At 53.7% G+C, this 21,841-nt stretch carries 20 protein-coding genes and 1 pseudogene; 17 read left to right on the top strand and 4 right to left on the bottom strand.

Annotated elements, in window-relative coordinates; genetic code table 11:
* Positions 1-12: 12 nt before the first annotated feature.
* From cdsA to tilS, 14 genes are all read left to right on the top strand, one after another.
* Positions 13-870 (top strand): phosphatidate cytidylyltransferase, encoded by an 858-nt coding sequence (gene cdsA / locus C2U53_RS04015; protein ID WP_042997863.1) that lies wholly within the window; start codon positions 13-15, stop codon positions 868-870.
* An 11-nt stretch (positions 871-881) separates the two neighbouring features.
* Positions 882-2,234, top strand: a complete 1,353-nt coding sequence (gene rseP / locus C2U53_RS04010; RefSeq protein WP_090049144.1) for a sigma E protease regulator RseP — start codon at positions 882-884, stop codon at positions 2,232-2,234.
* Between the two features lie 31 nt (positions 2,235-2,265).
* A complete protein-coding gene (gene bamA / locus C2U53_RS04005) occupies positions 2,266-4,695 on the top strand; it encodes an outer membrane protein assembly factor BamA (protein WP_044255371.1) in 2,430 nt (809 codons plus the stop codon).
* Between the two features lie 125 nt (positions 4,696-4,820).
* On the top strand, positions 4,821-5,306 hold the full coding sequence (skp, locus tag C2U53_RS04000; protein WP_042323679.1) for a molecular chaperone Skp: 486 nt from the start codon (positions 4,821-4,823) through the stop codon (positions 5,304-5,306).
* A gap of 3 nt (positions 5,307-5,309) precedes the next feature.
* Complete coding sequence (gene lpxD, locus C2U53_RS03995) at positions 5,310-6,335, top strand: UDP-3-O-(3-hydroxymyristoyl)glucosamine N-acyltransferase (protein ID WP_042997860.1); 1,026 nt, start codon at positions 5,310-5,312, stop codon at positions 6,333-6,335.
* 103 nt (positions 6,336-6,438) lie between these two features.
* Positions 6,439-6,894, top strand: a complete 456-nt coding sequence (fabZ, locus tag C2U53_RS03990) for a 3-hydroxyacyl-ACP dehydratase FabZ (RefSeq protein WP_003018528.1) — start codon at positions 6,439-6,441, stop codon at positions 6,892-6,894.
* A 3-nt stretch (positions 6,895-6,897) separates the two neighbouring features.
* Positions 6,898-7,686, top strand: a complete 789-nt coding sequence (gene lpxA / locus C2U53_RS03985; RefSeq protein WP_042997859.1) for an acyl-ACP--UDP-N-acetylglucosamine O-acyltransferase — start codon at positions 6,898-6,900, stop codon at positions 7,684-7,686.
* A complete protein-coding gene (gene lpxB / locus C2U53_RS03980; protein WP_042997858.1) occupies positions 7,686-8,834 on the top strand; it encodes a lipid-A-disaccharide synthase in 1,149 nt (382 codons plus the stop codon). The genes lpxA and lpxB overlap by 1 nt, the downstream gene beginning before the upstream one ends.
* On the top strand, positions 8,831-9,427 hold the full coding sequence (gene rnhB, locus C2U53_RS03975) for a ribonuclease HII (protein ID WP_042997857.1): 597 nt from the start codon (positions 8,831-8,833) through the stop codon (positions 9,425-9,427). Before lpxB ends, rnhB begins: the two co-directional genes overlap by 4 nt.
* Positions 9,428-9,451: 24 nt before the next feature.
* On the top strand, positions 9,452-12,934 hold the full coding sequence (gene dnaE, locus C2U53_RS03970) for a DNA polymerase III subunit alpha (protein WP_104445651.1): 3,483 nt from the start codon (positions 9,452-9,454) through the stop codon (positions 12,932-12,934).
* A gap of 12 nt (positions 12,935-12,946) precedes the next feature.
* Entirely contained in the window at positions 12,947-13,906 is a 960-nt protein-coding gene (gene accA / locus C2U53_RS03965; RefSeq protein WP_042997855.1) for an acetyl-CoA carboxylase carboxyl transferase subunit alpha, read from the top strand.
* Positions 13,907-14,004: 98 nt separating this feature from the next.
* On the top strand, positions 14,005-16,143 hold the full coding sequence (gene ldcC / locus C2U53_RS03960) for a lysine decarboxylase LdcC (RefSeq protein WP_104445650.1): 2,139 nt from the start codon (positions 14,005-14,007) through the stop codon (positions 16,141-16,143).
* Positions 16,144-16,208: 65 nt separating this feature from the next.
* On the top strand, positions 16,209-16,598 hold the full coding sequence (locus C2U53_RS03955; RefSeq protein WP_044327031.1) for a VOC family protein: 390 nt from the start codon (positions 16,209-16,211) through the stop codon (positions 16,596-16,598).
* A 61-nt stretch (positions 16,599-16,659) separates the two neighbouring features.
* Entirely contained in the window at positions 16,660-17,967 is a 1,308-nt protein-coding gene (tilS, locus tag C2U53_RS03950) for a tRNA lysidine(34) synthetase TilS (RefSeq protein ID WP_104445649.1), read from the top strand.
* Between the two features lie 28 nt (positions 17,968-17,995).
* Here the strand turns inward: tilS and rof are convergent, their stop codons facing one another.
* A complete protein-coding gene (gene rof / locus C2U53_RS03945) occupies positions 17,996-18,256 on the bottom strand; it encodes a Rho-binding antiterminator (protein WP_042323659.1) in 261 nt (86 codons plus the stop codon).
* Entirely contained in the window at positions 18,243-18,443 is a 201-nt protein-coding gene (locus C2U53_RS03940; protein ID WP_042323658.1) for a YaeP family protein, read from the bottom strand. Before C2U53_RS03940 ends, rof begins: the two co-directional genes overlap by 14 nt.
* A gap of 187 nt (positions 18,444-18,630) precedes the next feature.
* Here C2U53_RS03940 and C2U53_RS03935 point away from each other — a divergent pair, with 187 nt between their 5' ends.
* Genes C2U53_RS03935 through nlpE form a run of 3 tightly spaced genes read left to right on the top strand, consistent with a single transcriptional unit; the run spans position 18,631 to position 20,323 of the window.
* Positions 18,631-19,176, top strand: coding sequence for a YaeQ family protein (locus tag C2U53_RS03935; protein ID WP_044267465.1), 546 nt, complete (start codon positions 18,631-18,633; stop codon positions 19,174-19,176).
* Complete coding sequence (gene arfB, locus C2U53_RS03930) at positions 19,173-19,592, top strand: alternative ribosome rescue aminoacyl-tRNA hydrolase ArfB (protein WP_044255354.1); 420 nt, start codon at positions 19,173-19,175, stop codon at positions 19,590-19,592. Before C2U53_RS03935 ends, arfB begins: the two co-directional genes overlap by 4 nt.
* A 32-nt stretch (positions 19,593-19,624) precedes the next feature.
* Positions 19,625-20,323, top strand: a complete 699-nt coding sequence (gene nlpE / locus C2U53_RS03925; protein ID WP_042997849.1) for an envelope stress response activation lipoprotein NlpE — start codon at positions 19,625-19,627, stop codon at positions 20,321-20,323.
* 78 nt (positions 20,324-20,401) lie between these two features.
* Here the strand turns inward: nlpE and C2U53_RS03920 are convergent.
* Together C2U53_RS03920 and C2U53_RS03915 are read right to left on the bottom strand one after the other, a co-directional pair.
* Positions 20,402-21,109 (bottom strand): annotated as a pseudogene (locus C2U53_RS03920) (YaeF family permuted papain-like enzyme); the annotation flags it as partial.
* A gap of 15 nt (positions 21,110-21,124) precedes the next feature.
* Positions 21,125-21,822, bottom strand: a protein-coding gene (locus tag C2U53_RS03915; RefSeq protein ID WP_223195251.1) for an IS1-like element IS1A family transposase whose coding sequence is annotated in 2 segments (ribosomal slippage) — positions 21,125-21,573 and positions 21,573-21,822 — 699 coding nt in all. Because the reading frame shifts where the segments join, the coding sequence is not laid out codon by codon here.
* Positions 21,823-21,841: the final 19 nt, after the last annotated feature.

Genomic DNA, 21,841 nt, shown 5'->3' with positions numbered 1-21,841 from the left:
TGGGGGTCGCTTTTGCTGAAGTATCGCCTAATTTCTGCTTTCGTTTTAATACCCGTGGTCATCGCGGCGCTGTTTCTGCTGCCGCCGGTGGGGTTCGCCATTGTGACGTTGGTTGTTTGTATGCTGGCCGCGTGGGAATGGGGACAGTTAAGCGGTTTTGCCACGCGCACGCAACGCGTCTGGCTGGCGGTGCTGTGTGGGCTATTGCTCGCACTGATGCTGTTTCTGTTGCCGGAATATCATCATAATATTCATCAGCCGATGGTCGAAGCCTCGTTGTGGGCATCGCTGGGCTGGTGGGTTGTTGCGTTAGTGCTGGTGTTTTTTTACCCCGACTCGGCGACGATCTGGCGTAATTCGAAGACATTACGCATAATTTTTGGTGTGCTCACGATCGTTCCCTTCTTCTGGGGAATGCTGGCGCTGCGTGCATGGCACTATGACGAGAATCATTACAGTGGCGCAATATGGCTGCTCTATGTCATGATCCTGGTCTGGGGGGCGGACTCCGGGGCGTATATGTTTGGCAAACTGTTTGGCAAACATAAACTGGCGCCGAAAGTGTCGCCGGGGAAAACCTGGCAGGGCTTTTTTGGTGGCCTTGCCACAGCGGCTGTGATCTCCTGGGGTTACGGCATGTGGGCGAATCTGGATGTTGCACCTGTCACCTTATTAATCTGTTCTATTGTCGCTGCGCTGGCCTCCGTGCTGGGCGATCTGACTGAGAGCATGTTTAAGCGTGAAGCAGGAATTAAAGACAGCGGTCATTTGATTCCAGGACACGGTGGTATTCTGGACCGTATTGACAGCCTGACGGCGGCAGTACCGGTCTTTGCTTGCCTGTTGTTACTGGTATTCAAGACGCTTTAACGGAAGGTTTTATGCTGAGTATTCTCTGGAATCTGGCTGCATTCATTGTCGCACTGGGTGTGCTGATCACCGTGCATGAATTTGGTCATTTCTGGGTTGCCCGGCGCTGCGGTGTCCGTGTCGAGCGCTTTTCCATTGGATTTGGTAAAGCGCTCTGGCGCCGTACCGATCGGTCTGGGACCGAATATGTCATCGCCCTGATCCCGCTGGGCGGCTATGTCAAAATGCTGGATGAGCGCGCGGAACCGGTGATCCCGGAGCTGCGCCACCACGCTTTCAACAATAAAACCGTCGGCCAGCGCGCCGCGATCATTGCCGCCGGTCCGGTTGCCAATTTCCTCTTTGCCATCTTCGCTTACTGGCTGGTGTTTATCATCGGCGTCCCCGGTGTTCGTCCGGTTGTTGGTGAAATTACGCCCAACTCGATTGCCGCTCAGGCGCAAATTATTCCTGGCACGGAACTTAAAGCCGTTGATGGTATCGAAACCCCTGATTGGGACGCAGTGCGTTTACAGTTGGTCGCAAAAATTGGCGACGAACAGACGACAATCAGCGTGGCGCCTTTCGGCAGCAACCAGCGACAGGAAAAAACGCTGGATTTGCGGCAGTGGGCATTTGAGCCTGATAAGGAAGATCCTGTATCTTCTTTAGGGATTCGACCGCGCGGACCACAGATTGAACCGGTGCTGTCAGAAGTCCAGGCTCACTCCGCCGCAAGTAAGGCGGGTTTGCAAGCTGGCGACAGGATCGTTAAAGTCGATGGTCAACCGCTAACGCAGTGGATGACGTTCGTGAACCTGGTGCGCGATAATCCGGGTCAGCCGTTAGCGCTGGAAATTGAAAGGCAGGGCAGTGCCTTGTCTTTAACATTAATTCCGGATTCGAAACCGGGTAATGGGAAGGCAGAAGGGTTTGCCGGTGTTGTGCCGAAAATCATTCCTCTGCCGGATGAGTACAAGACAGTACGCCAGTATGGGCCATTCAGCGCCATTGCACAGGCCACGGATAAAACGTGGCAGTTGATGAAGCTGACGGTCAGTATGCTGGGAAAATTGATAACCGGTGATGTGAAACTGAACAACCTCAGTGGGCCGATTTCTATCGCTCAGGGGGCTGGGATGTCAGCGGAGTTCGGGGTGATTTATTATCTGATGTTCCTTGCGCTGATTAGCGTGAACTTAGGGATAATCAACCTGTTTCCGTTGCCCGTTCTTGACGGGGGGCATCTGCTGTTCCTGGCGATTGAAAAGCTTAAGGGCGGACCGGTATCCGAGCGGGTTCAAGACTTTAGTTATCGCATTGGCTCGATATTGCTGGTGCTGTTAATGGGGCTTGCACTTTTCAATGATTTCTCTCGGTTGTAAGAGAGTTAGTTAGGAAGAACGCATAATAACGATGGCGATGAAAAAGTTGCTCATAGCGTCGCTGCTGTTTAGCAGCGCGACCGTATACGGTGCTGAAGGGTTCGTAGTGAAGGACATTCATTTCGAAGGCCTGCAGCGTGTCGCCGTTGGTGCGGCCCTCCTCAGTATGCCGGTGCGCACAGGCGACACGGTTAATGATGAAGATATCAGTAATACCATTCGCGCACTGTTTGCCACTGGCAACTTTGAGGATGTTCGTGTCCTTCGCGATGGCGATACGCTTCTGGTTCAGGTAAAAGAACGTCCGACTATTGCCAGCATCACCTTCTCCGGTAACAAATCGGTGAAAGATGACATGCTGAAGCAAAACCTCGAGGCTTCTGGCGTGCGTGTTGGCGAATCTTTGGATCGCACCACTATTGCCGATATCGAGAAAGGTCTGGAAGACTTCTACTATAGCGTCGGTAAATACAGTGCCAGCGTGAAAGCCGTTGTCACGCCACTGCCGCGCAACCGTGTTGACCTTAAACTGGTGTTCCAGGAAGGGGTATCGGCGAAGATCCAGCAGATCAATATCGTCGGTAATCATGCCTTCAGCACGGATGAACTGATCTCTCACTTCCAGTTGCGTGATGAAGTTCCGTGGTGGAACGTTGTTGGCGATCGCAAATACCAGAAGCAGAAACTGGCGGGTGACCTTGAAACCCTGCGCAGTTACTACCTGGATCGCGGTTACGCACGTTTCAACATCGACTCAACGCAGGTCAGCCTGACCCCGGATAAGAAAGGGATCTACATTACCGTGAACATCACGGAAGGCGAGCAGTATAAGCTTTCTGGCGTTCAGGTAACGGGGAACCTGGCGGGGCACTCTGCGGAGATCGAAAGCCTGACCAAAATTGAGCCGGGCGAACTCTATAACGGCACCAAAGTGACCAAAATGGAAGATGATATTAAGAAGCTTCTGGGTCGCTATGGTTACGCCTATCCGCGTGTTCAGTCACAGCCGGAAATCAACGACACTGACAAAACCGTTATGCTGCGCGTAAACGTTGATGCGGGTAACCGTTTCTACGTGCGTAAGATCCGTTTTGAAGGTAACGACACGTCCAAAGATGCCGTCCTGCGTCGCGAAATGCGCCAGATGGAAGGGGCATGGCTGGGCAGTGATATGGTTGATCAGGGTAAAGAGCGTCTGAACCGTCTGGGTTACTTTGAAACGGTCGACACCGACACGCAGCGTGTTCCGGGCAGCCCGGACCAGGTTGACGTGGTCTATAAGGTGAAAGAGCGTAACACCGGTAGCTTTAACTTTGGTGTCGGTTACGGTACGGAAAGCGGGGTAAGCTTCCAGGCCGGTGTTCAGCAGGATAACTGGCTGGGCACGGGTTACGCGGTAGGGATTAACGGTACCAAGAACGATTACCAGACCTACAGCGAACTGTCCGTCACCAACCCGTACTTCACCGTTGATGGCGTGAGTCTGGGTGGGCGCATCTTCTATAACGACTTTGATGCGAACGATGCGGATCTGTCTGACTATACCAACAAAAGTTATGGTACAGACGTCACGCTGGGCTTCCCGGTCAACGAATACAACACTCTGCGTGCGGGTTTAGGGTATGTGCATAACTCCCTGTCTAATATGCAGCCGCAGGTCGCGATGTGGCGTTATTTGAACTCCGTGGGTGAATACCCGAGTGAATCGAATGACCGCAACTCCTTTAGCGCCAACGACTTCACCTTCAACTATGGTTGGACTTATAACAAGCTTGACCGTGGCTTCTTCCCGACGGAAGGGACGCGTATCAACCTGAACGGTAAGGTGACGATCCCTGGCTCTGATAACGAGTTCTACAAAGCGACACTGGATACCGCAACCTACGTACCGATCGACGACGATCATAAGTGGGTGGTCCTCGGTCGTACCCGTTGGGGTTATGGGGATGGAATCGGCGGTAAAGAGATGCCGTTCTATGAGAACTTCTATGCCGGTGGCTCCAGCACCGTGCGTGGCTTCCAGTCCAATACCATTGGTCCGAAAGCCGTTTATTATCCATCCAGCAGTCGTCATGATGGCGATAGCGACTACGATAACGAATGTGAAAGCACGCAATCGGCGCCGTGTAAATCGGATGATGCAGTGGGCGGTAACGCCATGGCTGTCGCCAGCCTGGAGTTCATTACCCCAACGCCGTTCATCAGTGATAAATACGCCAACTCGGTACGTACTTCGTTCTTCTGGGATATGGGTACCGTCTGGGATACTAACTGGGATTCAAGTGCATATTCCGGTTATCCAGACTACAGTGATCCAAGCAATATCCGTATGTCTGCTGGTATCGCATTACAATGGATGTCCCCATTGGGGCCGTTGGTCTTCTCCTACGCCCAGCCGTTTAAGGATTACGATGGAGACAAAAAAGAGCAGTTCCAGTTTAACATTGGTAAAACCTGGTAATTGTTCTTCGCAAAGGAATGTAATGGTAGTGTAGCGATGACTTAAGGCGATCATCTTGCATGGGATCGCCTGGCCACGCAAAGAACTGCACCTTCGGGTGCAAATGGGATGGTAAGGAGTTTATTGTGAAAAAGTGGTTATTAGCGGCAGGTCTCGGTTTAGCAATGGTTACGTCTGCACAGGCTGCTGACAAAATTGCTATCGTCAACATGGGTAGCCTGTTCCAGCAGGTTGCACAGAAGACCGGTGTTTCCAACACGTTGGAAAATGAGTTTAAAGGCCGCGCGAGCGAACTGCAGCGTATGGAATCCGATCTGCAATCTAAAATGCAGCGTCTGCAGTCCATGAAAGCGGGCAGCGATCGTACTAAGCTGGAAAAAGACGTGATGGCTCAACGCCAGACCTTCTCTCAGAAAGCGCAGGCTTTTGAGCAGGATCGTGCACGTCGTTCCAACGAAGAACGTGGCAAACTGGTTACCCGTATCCAGACTGCAGTGAAATCTGTTGCCAGCAGCCAGAGCATCGATCTGGTCGTTGACGCAAACACCGTTGCTTACAACAGCAGCGATGTAAAAGACATCACCGCTGACGTACTGAAACAGGTTAAATAAGTAATGCCTTCAATTCGACTGGCTGATTTAGCAGAACAGTTGGATGCAGAATTACACGGTGATGGCGATATCGTCATCACCGGCGTTGCGTCCATGCAATCTGCGCAAACGGGTCACATCACCTTCATGGTGAATCCAAAATACCGTGAGCACCTGGCCTTATGCCAGGCGTCTGCCGTTGTCATGACGCAGGACGATCTTCCTTTTGCTAAGAGTGCTGCGCTGGTAGTGAAAAATCCTTACCTGACGTATGCGCGAATGGCGCAAATTTTAGATACCACGCCGCAGCCGGCACAGAACATTGCACCGAGTGCAGTGGTTGATGCGACGGCAACGCTGGGTAGCAATGTTTCAATTGGCGCAAATGCGGTGATTGAGTCTGGCGTGGAGCTTGGCGATAACGTGGTTATCGGCCCGGGCTGCTTCGTCGGGAAAAATACGAAAATTGGGGCCGGTTCGCGTCTGTGGGCGAATGTATCGGTTTACCACGACATTCAGATCGGTGAGAATTGCCTGATCCAGTCCAGTACGGTCATCGGTGCTGACGGTTTTGGCTATGCCAACGATCGCGGCAACTGGGTGAAGATCCCGCAGTTAGGTCGCGTTATTATTGGCGATCGTGTGGAGATCGGCGCCTGTACCACCATCGACCGTGGCGCGCTGGATGATACTGTGATCGGCAATGGGGTTATCATTGATAACCAGTGTCAGATTGCACATAACGTTGTGATTGGCGACAATACGGCAGTTGCCGGTGGCGTCATCATGGCGGGTAGCCTGAAGATTGGCCGTTATTGCATGATCGGCGGTGCCAGCGTAATCAACGGGCATATGGAAATATGCGACAAGGTTACCGTGACGGGCATGGGGATGGTGATGCGTCCCATCACTGAACCAGGCGTCTATTCCTCAGGCATTCCGCTGCAACCTAACAAAGTATGGCGTAAGACAGCCGCACTGGTGATGAACATTGATGATATGAGCAAGCGCCTCAAAGCCATTGAGCGCAAGGTTAATCAACAAGACTAAACTCTCACCCGGTCACACATACTTTACGGCCTGTCGGCATTCATACGATTGCGGCAGGCCGTGTTATTATTGGCTTTTAGCATATTTGGACAGGAAGAGTATTTTGACTACTAACACTCATACTCTGCATATTGAAGAGATTTTAGAACTTCTGCCGCACCGTTTTCCGTTTTTACTGGTTGATCGCGTGCTGGACTTTGAAGAAGGTCGTTTTCTGCGCGCAGTGAAAAATGTCTCCGTTAACGAGCCGTTTTTCCAGGGGCATTTCCCGGGTAAACCGATTTTCCCTGGCGTGCTGATTCTGGAAGCCATGGCACAGGCTACCGGTATTCTGGCGTTTAAAAGCGTTGGTAAACTGGAGCCGGGAGAACTCTATTATTTCGCCGGTATCGATGAAGCGCGCTTTAAGCGTCCTGTCGTGCCAGGCGATCAGATGATCATGGAAGTCACTTTCGAGAAAACGCGCCGTGGCCTGACCCGCTTCAAAGGGGTTGCTCTGGTCGACGGTAAAGTAGTTTGCGAAGCAACGATGATGTGCGCTCGTAGCCGGGAGGCCTGATACGTGATTGATAATTCCGCCTTTGTTCATCCGACCGCCATTGTGGAAGAGGGCGCTTCACTTGGCGCTAACGTTCACATTGGTCCTTTTTGCCTTGTTGGACCCCATGTTGAAATTGGTGAGGGTACCGTACTGAAGTCTCACGTTGTCGTGAATGGTCATACCAAAATTGGCCGCGATAACGAGATATATCAGTTCGCCTCCATTGGCGAAGTGAACCAGGATCTGAAATATGCTGGTGAACCGACCCGTGTGGAAATTGGCGATCGTAACCGCATTCGCGAAAGCGTTACCATTCATCGTGGCACAGTGCAGGGCGGTGGATTGACGAAGGTGGGCAGCGATAACTTACTGATGATCAATGCCCATGTGGCACACGATTGCACAATAGGGGATCGCTGTATTCTGGCTAATAACGCCACGCTAGCGGGTCACGTCTCGCTGGATGATTATGTCATCATCGGTGGCATGACCGCTGTGCACCAGTTCTGCATTATTGGTGCACACGTGATGGTTGGCGGCTGTTCTGGCGTTGCTCAGGACGTTCCGCCGTACGTTATTGCGCAGGGCAACCACGCGACGCCGTTTGGCGTCAACATCGAAGGGCTGAAGCGTCGCGGATTTACTCGCGAAGCAATCACCGCCATCCGCAATGCTTACAAAGCGTTGTACCGTAGCGGCAAAACGCTGGAAGACGTAAAACCGGAAATCGCCGAACTGGCGAAGCAGTATCCGGAAGTACAGGCGTTCAGCGATTTCTTTGCCCGCTCAACGCGCGGTCTGATTCGTTAATGGCTGAGCAGCGCCCCTTAACGATTGCCCTGGTCGCCGGAGAAACCTCCGGCGATATTCTTGGTGCTGGCTTAATCCGGGCGCTGAAGGCGCGTGTTCCCGACGCGCGTTTTGTCGGCGTCGCAGGCCCACGTATGCAGGCCGAAGGCTGTGAAGCCTGGTATGAAATGGAAGAACTGGCGGTGATGGGCATTGTGGAAGTGCTTGGACGCCTGCGTCGTCTGCTGCATATCCGCGCCGATCTGACTCGTCGATTCACTGAGCTGCAGCCCGATGTTTTCGTTGGTATAGATGCACCCGATTTCAATATCACCCTCGAAGGGAATCTGAAAAAACAGGGTATCAAAACGATTCATTACGTCAGTCCGTCCGTCTGGGCGTGGCGACAGAAACGCGTTTTCAAAATAGGCAGATCCACCAATATGGTTCTGGCTTTTCTGCCTTTCGAAAAAGCGTTTTACGACAAGTACAACGTGCCGTGCCGTTTTATCGGTCACACCATGGCGGACGCGATGCCGCTGGACCCGGATAAAAACGCGGCGCGAGATGTGCTGGGGATCCCCCGTGACGCGCACTGTCTGGCGTTATTACCCGGCAGTCGCGGTGCGGAAGTCGAAATGCTCAGTGCCGACTTCCTGAAAACGGCCCAATTGTTGCGTCAGACCTATCCTGATCTTGAGGTGGTGGTGCCATTGGTGAACGCCAAACGGCGCGAGCAGTTTGAGCAGATCAAAGCAGAAGTCGCCCCGACGCTTTCCGTCCATATGTTGGATGGGATGGCGCGAGAAGCGATGATTGCCAGCGATGCCGCGTTGCTGGCATCCGGTACCGCTGCGCTCGAGTGCATGCTGGCCAAATGCCCGATGGTGGTGGGATATCGCATGAAGCCCTTTACGTTCTGGCTGGCGAAGCGACTGGTGAAGACAGATTATGTCTCGCTGCCAAACCTGCTGGCGGGAAGGGAACTGGTGAAAGAGCTGTTGCAGGAAGAGTGCGAGCCGCAAAAGCTGGCTGAAGCGCTTCTCCCCTTACTGGCGAACGGTAAAACCAGTCATGCGATGCACGATACTTTCCGCGAACTGCATCAGCAGATCCGCTGTAATGCTGATGAGCAGGCGGCGGATGCGGTCCTGGAGTTAGCACGATGATCGAATTTGTTTATCCACACACGCACTTAGTGGCGGGTGTGGATGAAGTCGGACGTGGTCCGTTGGTTGGCGCGGTCGTTACCGCAGCCGTGATCCTCGACCCGGCTCGCCCGATTGTGGGTCTTAACGATTCCAAAAAATTATCTGAAAAGCGCCGTCTGGCGCTGTATGACGAAATCAAAGAAAAAGCGTTGAGCTGGAGCCTCGGTCGTGCGGAACCGCACGAGATCGATGAGCTGAATATACTCCACGCCACGATGCTGGCCATGCAGCGAGCGGTGGCGGGGTTACATATTGCGCCGGAATATGTGCTGATCGATGGTAATCGCTGTCCGGCATTACCTGTGCCGTCTCTGGCGGTAGTGAAGGGCGACAGTCGGGTGGCGGAGATCAGCGCCGCTTCTATTCTTGCAAAAGTCACGCGTGACGCCGAAATGGCCGCGTTGGATAGCGTTTTCCCGCAATATGGTTTTGCCCAGCACAAAGGGTATCCAACCGCTTTCCATCTGGAAAAACTGGCTGAACATGGCGCAACGGAGCATCACCGACGTAGTTTTGCTCCCGTTAAACGCGCACTGGGACTCGCGTCCTGATTCTTGTGTCGAAGGAATCTGAAGATGTCTGAACCTCGTTTCGTCCACCTGCGGGTGCACAGCGACTACTCCATGATCGATGGGCTGGCAAAAACCGGGCCGCTGGTGAAAAAGGCGGCCGCGTTGGGCATGCCTGCGCTGGCGATCACCGATTTTACTAACCTCTGTGGTCTGGTGAAGTTCTACGGAGCGGGTCATGGCGCAGGGATTAAACCCATTGTTGGCGCTGATTTCCATGTTCAGAGCGAGCTGATGGGGGATGAACTGACGCATCTGACAGTGCTTGCCGCCAATAACACCGGGTACCAAAATCTTACCCTGCTGATATCCAAAGCTTATCAGCGCGGCTATGGCGCGGCGGGACCGATCATCGACCGTGACTGGCTGATCGAACTGAAAGAAGGGTTGATCCTGCTTTCCGGCGGGCGCATGGGTGACGTCGGGCGCAGTCTGCTGCGCGGCAACGGCGCGCTGGTTGATGAGTGTGTCGCGTTCTATGAAGAACATTTCCCGGATCGTTACTTCCTTGAGCTTATCCGCACTGGTCGTCCCGATGAAGAGAACTATCTTCATGCTGCCGTTGCGCTGGCGGAAGCGCGCGGTTTGCCGGTGGTCGCCACCAACGACGTGCGCTTTATCAACAGTGATGACTTTGACGCGCATGAAATTCGCGTCGCTATCCACGATGGTTTCACCCTCGACGATCCCAAACGTCCGCGTAATTACTCGCCGCAGCAATATATGCGTTCGGAAGAGGAGATGTGCGAACTCTTCTCTGATATTCCGGAAGCGTTGGAAAACACCGTTGAAATTGCCAAACGCTGTAACGTAACGGTACGTCTGGGCGAGTATTTCCTGCCGCAGTTCCCGACCGGCGATATGACCACGGAAGATTTCCTGGTCCTGAAATCGAAAGAAGGGCTGGAAGAGCGTCTGGCCTTCTTGTTCCCGGATGAAGCCGTGCGAAAAGAAAAGCGGCCGCCTTACGATGAACGTCTGGATATTGAACTGCAGGTGATCAACCAGATGGGGTTCCCGGGTTACTTCCTCATCGTGATGGAATTTATCCAGTGGTCGAAAGATAACGGCGTGCCGGTAGGGCCAGGCCGTGGTTCCGGTGCGGGCTCGCTGGTGGCTTACGCGCTGAAAATTACCGACCTCGACCCGCTGGAATTTGACCTGCTGTTCGAACGTTTCCTTAACCCGGAACGTGTCTCGATGCCTGACTTCGACGTTGACTTCTGTATGGAGAAACGCGACCAGGTGATTGAACACGTGGCCGACATGTACGGCCGTGATGCGGTATCGCAGATTATTACCTTCGGTACGATGGCGGCGAAAGCGGTGATCCGCGACGTGGGTCGCGTACTGGGCCACCCGTACGGCTTTGTCGATCGTATTTCGAAACTGGTGCCCCCCGATCCGGGGATGACGCTGGCGAAAGCCTTCGAGGCTGAACCGCAACTGCCAGAAATCTACGAGGCAGATGAAGAGGTTAAAGCGCTGATCGACATGGCGCGTAAGCTGGAAGGCGTGACCCGAAACGCCGGTAAACACGCTGGTGGTGTGGTTATCGCCCCGACGAAAATCACCGATTTTGCGCCGCTGTACTGTGATGAACAGGGGCTGCACCCGGTTACCCAGTTTGATAAAAACGACGTGGAATATGCCGGCCTCGTGAAGTTCGACTTCCTTGGCTTGCGTACACTCACTATCATTAACTGGGCGCTGGAGATGATTAACGCCCGCCGTGAAAAGAACGGTGAGCCGCCGCTGGATATTGCCGCTATCCCGCTGGACGATAAGAAAAGCTTCGATATGCTGCAACGCTCGGAAACCACGGCGGTCTTCCAGCTTGAATCCCGCGGCATGAAAGACCTGATTAAGCGTCTACAGCCTGACTGCTTCGAAGATATGATAGCCCTGGTGGCCCTGTTCCGTCCGGGGCCGTTGCAGTCCGGGATGGTAGATAACTTCATCGACCGTAAGCACGGGCGCGAAGAGATCTCCTATCCGGATGTGCAGTGGCAACACGAAAGCCTGAAACCAGTACTGGAGCCAACCTACGGCATCATCCTGTATCAGGAACAGGTCATGCAGATTGCCCAGGTGCTTTCTGGCTATACTCTTGGCGGTGCGGATATGCTGCGTCGTGCGATGGGTAAGAAAAAGCCGGAAGAGATGGCCAAACAGCGCTCCATCTTTGAAGACGGCGCGAAGAAAAACGGTATTGACGGCGAACTGGCGATGAAAATCTTCGACCTGGTGGAGAAATTCGCCGGTTACGGGTTTAACAAATCGCACTCTGCTGCCTACGCGCTGGTCTCTTACCAGACGCTGTGGCTGAAAGCGCACTATCCTGCTGAGTTTATGGCGGCGGTAATGACTGCCGATATGGACAACACCGAGAAGGTGGTGGGGCTGGTGGATGAATGCTGGCGCATGGGGCTGAAAATCCTGCCGCCGGATATCAACTCCGGGCTGTACCACTTCCACGTCAACGACGATGGCGAGATTGTCTACGGTATCGGCGCGATCAAAGGCGTGGGTGAAGGCCCGATCGAGGCGATCATTGAGGCGCGTAACAACGGCGGCTATTTCCGTGAGCTGTTTGATCTTTGCGCGCGCACCGATACCAAAAAGCTCAACCGGCGGGTGCTGGAAAAATTGATCATGTCCGGGGCCTTTGACAGGCTGGGGCCGCATCGTGCTGCGCTGATGAATTCGCTGGGCGATGCGCTGAAAGCCGCCGATCAGCACGCGAAAGCAGAAGCGATTGGTCAGGCAGATATGTTCGGCGTGCTGGCGGAAGAGCCGGAGCAAATTGAACAATCCTACGCCAGCTGCCAGCCGTGGCCAGAGCAGGTGGTGTTAGATGGGGAACGCGAAACGTTGGGGTTGTACCTGACGGGTCACCCGATCAACCAGTATTTGAAAGAAATTGAGCGCTATGTCGGAGGCTACCGGCTGAAAGACATGCATCCGACAGAACGTGGTAAAGTGACCACGGCTGCGGGGCTCGTCATTGCCGCAAGGGTTATGGTCACCAAGCGCGGCAATCGTATCGGCATCTGTACGCTGGATGACCGTTCCGGACGTCTGGAGGTGATGTTATTTACCGACGCCCTGGATAAATACCAGCAATTGCTGGAAAAAGACCGCATACTTATCGTCAGCGGACAGGTCAGCTTTGATGACTTCAGCGGGGGGCTTAAAATGACCGCCCGCGAAGTCATGGATATTGACGAAGCCCGGGAAAAATATGCTCGCGGGCTTGCTATCTCGCTGACGGACAGGCAAATTGATGACCAGCTTTTAAACCGACTCCGTCAGTCTCTGGAACCCCACCGCTCGGGGACAATTCCAGTACATCTCTACTATCAGAGGGCGGATGCACGTGCGCGGTTGCGTTTTGGCGCGACGTGGCGTGTCTCTCCGAGCGATCGTTTGCTTAACGATCTCCGTGGCCTCATTGGTTCGGAGCAGGTGGAACTGGAGTTTGACTAATACAGGAATACTATGAGTCTGAATTTCCTTGATTTTGAACAGCCGATTGCAGAGCTGGAAGCAAAAATCGATTCTCTGACTGCGGTGAGCCGTCAGGACGAGAAACTGGATATTAACATCGATGAAGAAGTGCATCGTCTGCGTGAAAAAAGCGTAGAACTGACGCGTAAAATCTTCGCCGATCTTGGCGCATGGCAGGTTGCCCAACTGGCACGCCATCCGCAGCGTCCTTACACCCTGGATTATGTTCGCCTGGCGTTTGATGAATTTGACGAACTGGCGGGCGATCGCGCTTATGCGGACGATAAAGCTATCGTCGGCGGCATTGCGCGTCTGGATGGTCGTCCGGTGATGATCATTGGTCATCAGAAAGGCCGCGAGACCAAAGAGAAAATCCGTCGTAACTTCGGGATGCCGGCGCCGGAAGGCTATCGTAAAGCGCTGCGTCTGATGGAAATGGCCGAGCGTTTCAACATGCCGATCATTACCTTTATCGACACTCCGGGGGCTTACCCAGGCGTGGGCGCCGAAGAGCGCGGTCAGTCCGAAGCTATCGCCCGTAACCTGCGTGAAATGTCACGTCTGAGCGTGCCGGTTATCTGCACCGTGATCGGCGAGGGCGGTTCCGGTGGCGCGCTGGCGATCGGCGTGGGCGATAAAGTGAATATGCTGCAATACAGCACCTATTCCGTTATCTCTCCGGAAGGCTGTGCTTCCATTCTGTGGAAAAGTGCGGACAAAGCGCCGCTGGCCGCAGAAGCGATGGGGATCATTGCGCCACGTCTGAAAGAGCTGAAGCTGATTGATTCCATCATCCCGGAACCGCTGGGCGGCGCGCATCGTAATCCGGAAGCGATGGCGGCTTCGCTGAAAGCGCAGCTGCTGGCGGACCTCGCGGATCTCGATGTATTGAGCACAGAAGATTTGAAAAACCGTCGCTATCAGCGTCTGATGAGCTACGGCTACGCGTAAGCGTTGACCATTCCGAAAAGGGCCACAATTTGTGGCCCTTTTTTTTACCTGCGGTTTGAACAGGCTATGATTAGCTAAGGTTTTTCCAGGAGGAACGCATGAATATCATCGCCATTATGGGGCCGCACGGGGTTTTTTATAAAGACGAGCCCATTAACGAGCTTGAGCGTGCGCTGCAATCACAGGGATTTCAGATTATCTGGCCGCAAAACAGCGTCGACCTGCTGAAATTTATCGAACACAACCCGCGCATTTGTGGGGTGATTTTTGACTGGGATGAGTACAGTCTCGATTTGTGCAGTGAGATTAACCAGCTCAATGAGTATTTACCGCTGTATGCGTTTATCAACACGCATTCGACGATGGATGTCAGCGTTCACGACATGCGCATGGCGCTATGGTTTTTCGAGTATGCGCTCGGGCAGGCGGAAGATATCGCGACGCGCATTCGCCAGTACACCAACGAGTACCTCGACAATATCACGCCGCCTTTTACCAGAGCGCTGTTCACCTATGTGAAAGAGGGGAAATACACCTTCTGCACGCCGGGTCACATGGCCGGAACGGCCTATCAAAAAAGTCCGGTTGGCTGCCTGTTCTATGACTTTTTCGGTGGCAATACCCTGAAAGCGGATGTGTCGATATCAGTCACTGAACTGGGTTCGTTACTCGATCACACCGGGCCACATCTGGAGGCTGAAGAGTATATCGCCCGAACGTTCGGCGCAGAGCAGAGTTATATGGTGACTAACGGCACCTCCACCTCAAACAAAATTGTGGGGATGTATGCCGCGCCAACCGGCAGTACGCTGTTGATTGACCGTAACTGCCATAAGTCGCTCGCGCATTTGTTGATGATGAGCGACGTCGTGCCGATCTGGCTGAAACCAACGCGTAATGCGCTCGGTATTCTGGGCGGCATTCCGAAGCGTGAGTTCACGCGCGAGAGTATTGCGAACAAAGTTGCCACCACGGCGCAGGCGCAGTGGCCAGTTCATGCCGTGATCACTAACTCGACCTATGACGGCCTGCTGTATAACACTAACTGGATCAAACAGACGCTGGATGTCCCTTCTATCCACTTCGATTCTGCCTGGGTGCCCTATACCCACTTTCATCCCATTTATCAGGGGAAAAGCGGGATGAGCGGTGAACGGGTGCCTGGCAAGGTGATTTTCGAAACGCAATCCACCCACAAAATGTTGGCGGCGCTATCGCAGGCGTCGCTGATTCATATTAAAGGGGATTATGACGAAGAGACCTTCAACGAAGCGTTTATGATGCACACCTCGACCTCGCCGAGTTATCCGATTGTCGCCTCCATCGAGACGGCGGCAGCGATGCTGCGGGGAAATTCCGGTAAGCGATTAATCAATCGCTCTGTGGAGCGCGCGTTACATTTTCGCAAAGAAGTGCAGCGGCTACGTGAAGAGTCTGACGGTTGGTTCTTTGATATCTGGCAGCCGGAAGAGGTTGATGAAGCCGCGTGCTGGCCGGTGGCACCCGGTGAAGACTGGCACGGATTTACCGATGCCGACGATGACCATATGTTCCTCGATCCGGTAAAAGTCACGATCCTGACGCCCGGTATGAACGAGCAAGGGGAGATGAGTGACGAGGGGATCCCCGCCGCGCTGGTGGCGAAATTCCTTGATGAGCGCGGCGTGGTGGTGGAGAAAACCGGGCCGTACAATCTGCTGTTTCTCTTCAGTATTGGTATCGATAAAACCCGGGCAATGGGGCTGTTGCGTGGACTGACCGAATTTAAACGCTCTTACGATCTCAATTTGCGCGTGAAGAATATGCTGCCGGATCTGTATGCAGAAGATCCTGATTTTTATCGCAACATGCGTATTCAGGATCTGGCGCAAGGGATCCACAAGCTCATCCGCCAACACGATCTTTCCGGTCTGATGCTGCGTGCGTTTGATACATTGCCGGAAATGATCATGACGCCGCATCAGGCCTGGCAGCGACAGATCAAAGGCGAAGTCGAAACGGTCCCCCTCGATCAACTGGTGGGACGCGTGTCGGCGAATATGATCCTGCCATACCCTCCCGGCGTTCCGCTGCTGATGCCGGGAGAAATGCTCACCGAGCAGAGTCGCGCCGTACTCGATTTTCTGCTGATGCTCTGTTCTATTGGTCAGCGTTATCCGGGCTTTGAAACGGATATTCACGGGGCGAAACAGGATAACGACGGCGTATACCTCGTACGAGTCTTAAAAACGGCATGACGACTTGCCTTCAGCGCTCCCGGGCGGGTAACGTGCTGATGATAAATAACGGAGATGAAGACATTATGCTGGGATTAAAACAGGTTCACCATATTGCGATTATTGCGACAGACTATGCCGCGAGTAAGTCCTTCTATTGCGATATTTTGGGGTTTACGCTGCTGAGCGAGGCCTACCGCGCAGAACGAGACTCGTGGAAGGGCGATCTGGCGCTGAACGGACAATATGTGATTGAGCTTTTTTCATTTCCTTTCCCGCCGGCGCGTCCTGGTCATCCGGAAGCCTGTGGCTTGCGCCATCTGGCGTTCAGCGTGGATGACCTGGATAACGCGGTGGCGCATCTGGAAGCGAATCATGTTAATTGTGAAGCCATCCGCATTGATCCCTTCACCAACAAGCGCTTCACCTTTTTTAAAGACCCGGATGGCCTGCCGCTCGAATTGTATGAGCAGTAAGGCTTGTTATTGTGACGATTGCCCGGTAACGTGCCGGACAACGTCACTGTAAATAACCGCTATGACAACACTCACGCTGAACACCTCGCTTATCACTTCCCGACAGATACTGGTCGCCTTTAGCGGCGGTCTGGACTCTACCGTGCTCTTACACCAACTGGTGCAATGGCGGACGCAACAACCGACTCTCTCGCTTCGTGCCATTCACATTCATCATGGACTTAGCGCTCACGCCGATAAGTGGGTGGCACACTGTGAAGCCATCTGCGCGCAATGGCAGGTTCCGCTGGTGGTGGAGCGGGTCACGCTGGTGGACGCCGGGCTGGGAATCGAAGCGCAGGCCCGGCAGGCGCGGTATCAGGCATTTGCCGATGCGCTATTGCCCGGTGAGGTGTTGGTGACTGCCCAGCATCTTGACGATCAGTGTGAAACCTTTTTGCTGGCGCTCAAACGCGGCAGCGGACCGGCTGGGCTGTCTGCAATGGCGGAGAGTGCTGAGTTTGCGGGCACGTTACTCATTCGTCCGTTATTGACACAACCCCGTGCGGCACTGGAGCAATGGGCAAGGCAGCATCAGCTTCGCTGGATTGAAGATGAAAGCAATCAGGATGACGCCTACGATCGGAACTTCCTGCGTTTGCAGGTTCTGCCGCTTCTGCAACAGCGCTGGCCGCATTTCGCTGACGCCACGGCACGCAGCGCAGCGCTGTGTGCTGAACAAGAGAGTCTGCTGGATGAACTGCTTGCCGATGAACTGTCTTCTTGCACCACAGATAACGGCACGCTGGAGTTAACGCCGCTCATGGCGATGACCCGTGTCCGGCGCGCTGCGCTACTTCGCCGCTGGCTGGCGGCGAAAAATGCGCCGATGCCTTCACGCGATGGACTGGAACGTCTCTGGCAGGAGGTGGCGCTGGCGCGTGAAGATGCGTCACCGTGCCTGCGTTTCGGCGAGTACGAGGTGCGGCGCTTTCAGGGACAGCTGTGGTGGATTAAATCTGTTGTCGGACAAAGTGAGACAATACTGCCCTGGCCTCGCTGGCAGTTACCGCTCACGTTGCCTGCCGGGCTGGGCCATCTGCGGTTACTGGTGGGGGACGAATTACGCGCGCCTCATGAGGATGAGCGTGTCAGTATCCGTTTTAAAGCGCCGGGAATGCTGCATATCGTTGGCCGTAGCGGTGGCCGCAAGCTCAAGAAAATCTGGCAGGAGTTGAATGTACCTTCCTGGCGACGAGATACCACGCCATTGCTGTTTTACGGCGAAACGCTGATTGCGGCTGCAGGCGTATTTGTCACGCGTGACGGCGCGGCGGGTGAGGAGTCGGGGGTGAGACTGGTGTGGGATCAAATCGGTGGAAATGCCTGATGGCGCAGCGCCACCAGGCAATATGGGTTCAGGATTCGCTAACCACCACGGTACCGATTTCCGGATGGCTGAAGCTGACAATTTTATCGAGACGAAGCTCGCGCGTTTCACCCGCAACCTCGGTGATTAGGTATTCCACGTTTTTCCGTGAAACCAAATCGTTGGCTTTCGCTTGCAAAACTTCACCATCTTTCAGTTCCAGCGTCAGTAATAAATGATGCTGGCAGGCGAGCTCAAGGTTGTCGTAGTCATCACAGTTGATGGGTTGGTATGTATCATTCATTGACATAATCGCTCACCAGTAAGTTCGCCGCAGCATACGCCGCCTTTTCCCTGACCGACTCTGAAAGGGCACTGTCTGCCGCTATTTCATTAAGCACCTTCAATACGCAACCCAGCGCATCCGGGATATACCCTAAGTCTCCGCTGGCGATTTCCGCATACCGCTTGCGTATTAACTCACAATATTTTTCCACATGCCCTCCTGTCAGCATTCTGACTTAACCGTGGATGCAAGTCTAAGCCTACGAAGATAAACTCTGTTTAGCAAGGTGACTATACCACAGCCATTCACGCAATATCAGCGCCTGATTGATGATCCCCGGACAGCCTTTTGGCTCCTTTTTCGCTACAATGGCTGCCTGATTCGAAAGGAGTTTTTCCATGGCGCTTAAAGCGACAATTTATAAAGCCGTCGTCAACGTGGCTGACCTTGACCGCAACCAGTTTCTTGATGCGGCGTTGACGCTGGCGCGTCACCCCTCTGAAACCCAGGAACGAATGATGTTGCGTCTGCTGGCGTGGATTAAGTATGCGGATGAGCGTCTCCAGTTTACGCGTGGCTTAAGCGCAGAGGATGAACCGGAAGCGTGGTTGCGTAACGATCATCTGGGTATCGACTTGTGGGTTGAACTGGGGCTACCGGATGAGCGCCGTATTAAGAAAGCGTGTTCGCAGGCTGCTGATGTGGCGCTGTTTGCCTACAATAGCCGGGCGGCGCAGATCTGGTGGCAGCAGAATCAAAGCAAATGCGCGCAGTTTTCGAATCTCACTGTCTGGTATCTGGATGATGAACAACTGACCCAGCTTAGCGCCTTTGCGAGCCGTACCATGACGCTACAGGCGACAATTCAGGACGGGGCGATCTGGCTGTCTGATTCTCAGAATAATCTGGAAATTCATCTGACGCCGTGGCAACAACCGGTATGATCGTTATTTCGCGGACTGTCTCGATCCCCGACGATGAGCTGGAGATCACCGCCATTCGCGCCCAGGGCGCAGGGGGACAGCACGTCAATAAGACCTCAACGGCGATACATTTGCGTTTTGACATTCGGGCCTCCAGCCTGCCAGAGTATTATAAGGACCGTCTGCTGGCTGCCAGCCATCATCTGATTACCGCTGATGGCGTGATGATTATTAAGGCGCAGGAGTACCGCAACCAGGAACTTAACCGGGAAGCGGCGATTGCCAGACTGGTAGCGGTTATAAAAGAGCTCACCGCAGTACAAAAAAGCCGACGCGCAACCCGACCGACGCGGGCATCGAAAGAGCGAAGATTAAACTCGAAGGCGCAGAAATCCTCAGTAAAAGCCCTTCGCGGTAAAGTCCGTCGTGATGACTGACGGGCAGGAATAAAATGTGATAGGGAGTCAGGGTGAAAAAAACACTACTTTCAGCGATGGCGGCATTTACGCTCTTCGCATTGATTGGCTGTAACAACCGTTCAGAGGTTGATGTTATCCAGCCGACTCAGGTTGCAGAATTAAAACCGATGCAGCAAAGCTGGCGGGGCATTCTGCCTTGTGCCGACTGCGAGGGTATTGAGACCTCACTGTTTCTGGAGAAAGATGGCACATGGGTAATGAACGAACGCTATCAGGGCGTGCGTGAAGAGCCGTCTTCTTTTGCTTCCTACGGCACCTGGGCGCGCACGGCCGATAAACTGGTGCTGACCGACAGTCAGGGTGAGAAGTCTTATTATCGCGCGAAAGGCGAAGCGCTGGAGATGCTGGATCGGGAAGGCAATCCGGTTGAATCACAGTTTAACTATACGCTTGAACCGGTGAAATCCAGTTTGCCGGTAACGCCAATGGCGATGCGTGGCATGTATTTCTATATGGCGGATGCCGCGACCTTTACCGACTGCGCAACCGGAAAGCAGGTTTCTGTTGCCAGTAACGCAGAACTGGAACGCGGTTATCTTGCGGCGCGTGGCACCAGTGAGAAACCGGTGCTGTTGTCCGTCGAAGGGCACTTCACGCTGGAGGCGAATCCGGATACCCATGAGCCGGTGAAAACGCTGATGGCCGATAAAGAGATTAAATTTATTCCGGGTAAGAGCTGCACCGACTGAGTGATGGACTCAATGATAGCTGTCCGGGTGACTGGACAGTTATCGTCTTACCCGCAGTTTTGCTATTGTGTATCGCGCTTAACGCGTCAGTCCTACAAAACGTCCCGTCTTGATATAAATCCCTAACTTCAAATGACCGACATAGCGTAGCTGCGTTTCTGGCTTAAATGCGGCAACGTCGCCTTCCCGCATGTGCATCAGGTCAGCAGGGCTGATCCAGCCCGATTGCGCCAGGGTTAGCGGATGTCCCGCTTTGGTAAACGCATCAGTGACGAATTCGGAGCAAAACCACGCCGTTTTTTCTCCCTCGCGGGCATCGCTCAACTGCGCTTTCGCCAGCCCGCTGACGCACTGTTGCCGGAAATCCGCAGAGAAGGGGTTTAGCGAACACATCTGGCGAGTCACCATAAACGGAATGAATTCTACGATACCGCGATAGTTATAGCCGCTGTCTTTGATTTTATAGGCGAAGGTTTTGATCTCAGCGGCCTGTTGCGGAGTCAGCTCCGGGACTCTCAGGGCAAAAAGTTTATCACTGTGTTTCATCGCCTGTTTGAGTGACACGATTTGTACCCCAGCACCGGTGGCTTCTGCGACTTCATTATCGCCCAGATAGACGGCAACATGGCTTACGGAAGCATTGCTGAACGCGCGGATGCCTAATGAGGTCACCCCGAGGCTGGAGGAGAACAACAGATCGCCTGGCTTAAGGTCGGTATCGGTAATTTCGACGAGTGCTTTATTCGTGAATGAGCTCTGGCGCTGGAATGTAACCGCCCATTTTTTGGTAATGACTCCAACTTACTGATAGTGTTTTATGTTCAGATAATGCCCGATGACCTTGTCATGCAGCTCCACCGATTTTGAGAACGACAGCGACTTCCGTCCCAGCCGTGCCAGGTGCTGCCTCAGATTCAGGTTATGCCGCTCAATTCGCTGCGTATATCGCTTGCTGATTACGTGCAGCTTTCCCTTCAGGCGGGATTCATACAGCGGCCAGCCATCCGTCATCCATATCACCACGTCAAAGGGTGACAGCAGGCTCATAAGACGCCCCAGCGTCGCCATAGTGCGTTCACCGAATACGTGCGCCACAACCGTCCTCCGTATCCTGTCATACGCGTAAAACAGCCAGCGCTGACGTGATTTAGCACCGACGTAGCCCCACTGTTCGTCCATTTCAGCGCAGACAATCACATCACTGCCCGGCTGTATGCGCGAGGTTACCGACTGCGGCCTGAGTTTTTTAAGTGACGTAAAATCGTGTTGAGGCCAACGCCCATAATGCGGGCGGTTGCCCGGCATCCAACGCCATTCATGGCCATATCAATGATTTTCTGGTGCGTACCGGGTTGAGAAGCGGTGTAAGTGAACTGCAGTTGCCATGTTTTACGGCAGTGAGAGCAGAGATAGCGCTGATGTCCGGCAGTGCTTTTGCCGTTACGCACCACCCCGTCAGTAGCTGAACAGGAGGGACAGCTGATAGAAACAGAAGCCACTGGAGCACCTCAAAAACAC

This window comes from Citrobacter sp. CFNIH10 (genome assembly GCF_002934585.1).
GTDB lineage: Bacteria > Pseudomonadota > Gammaproteobacteria > Enterobacterales > Enterobacteriaceae > Citrobacter_A > Citrobacter_A amalonaticus.
Note: the sequence above shows the minus strand (reverse complement) of the source record. Positions and strands in the feature narration are given on the sequence as shown.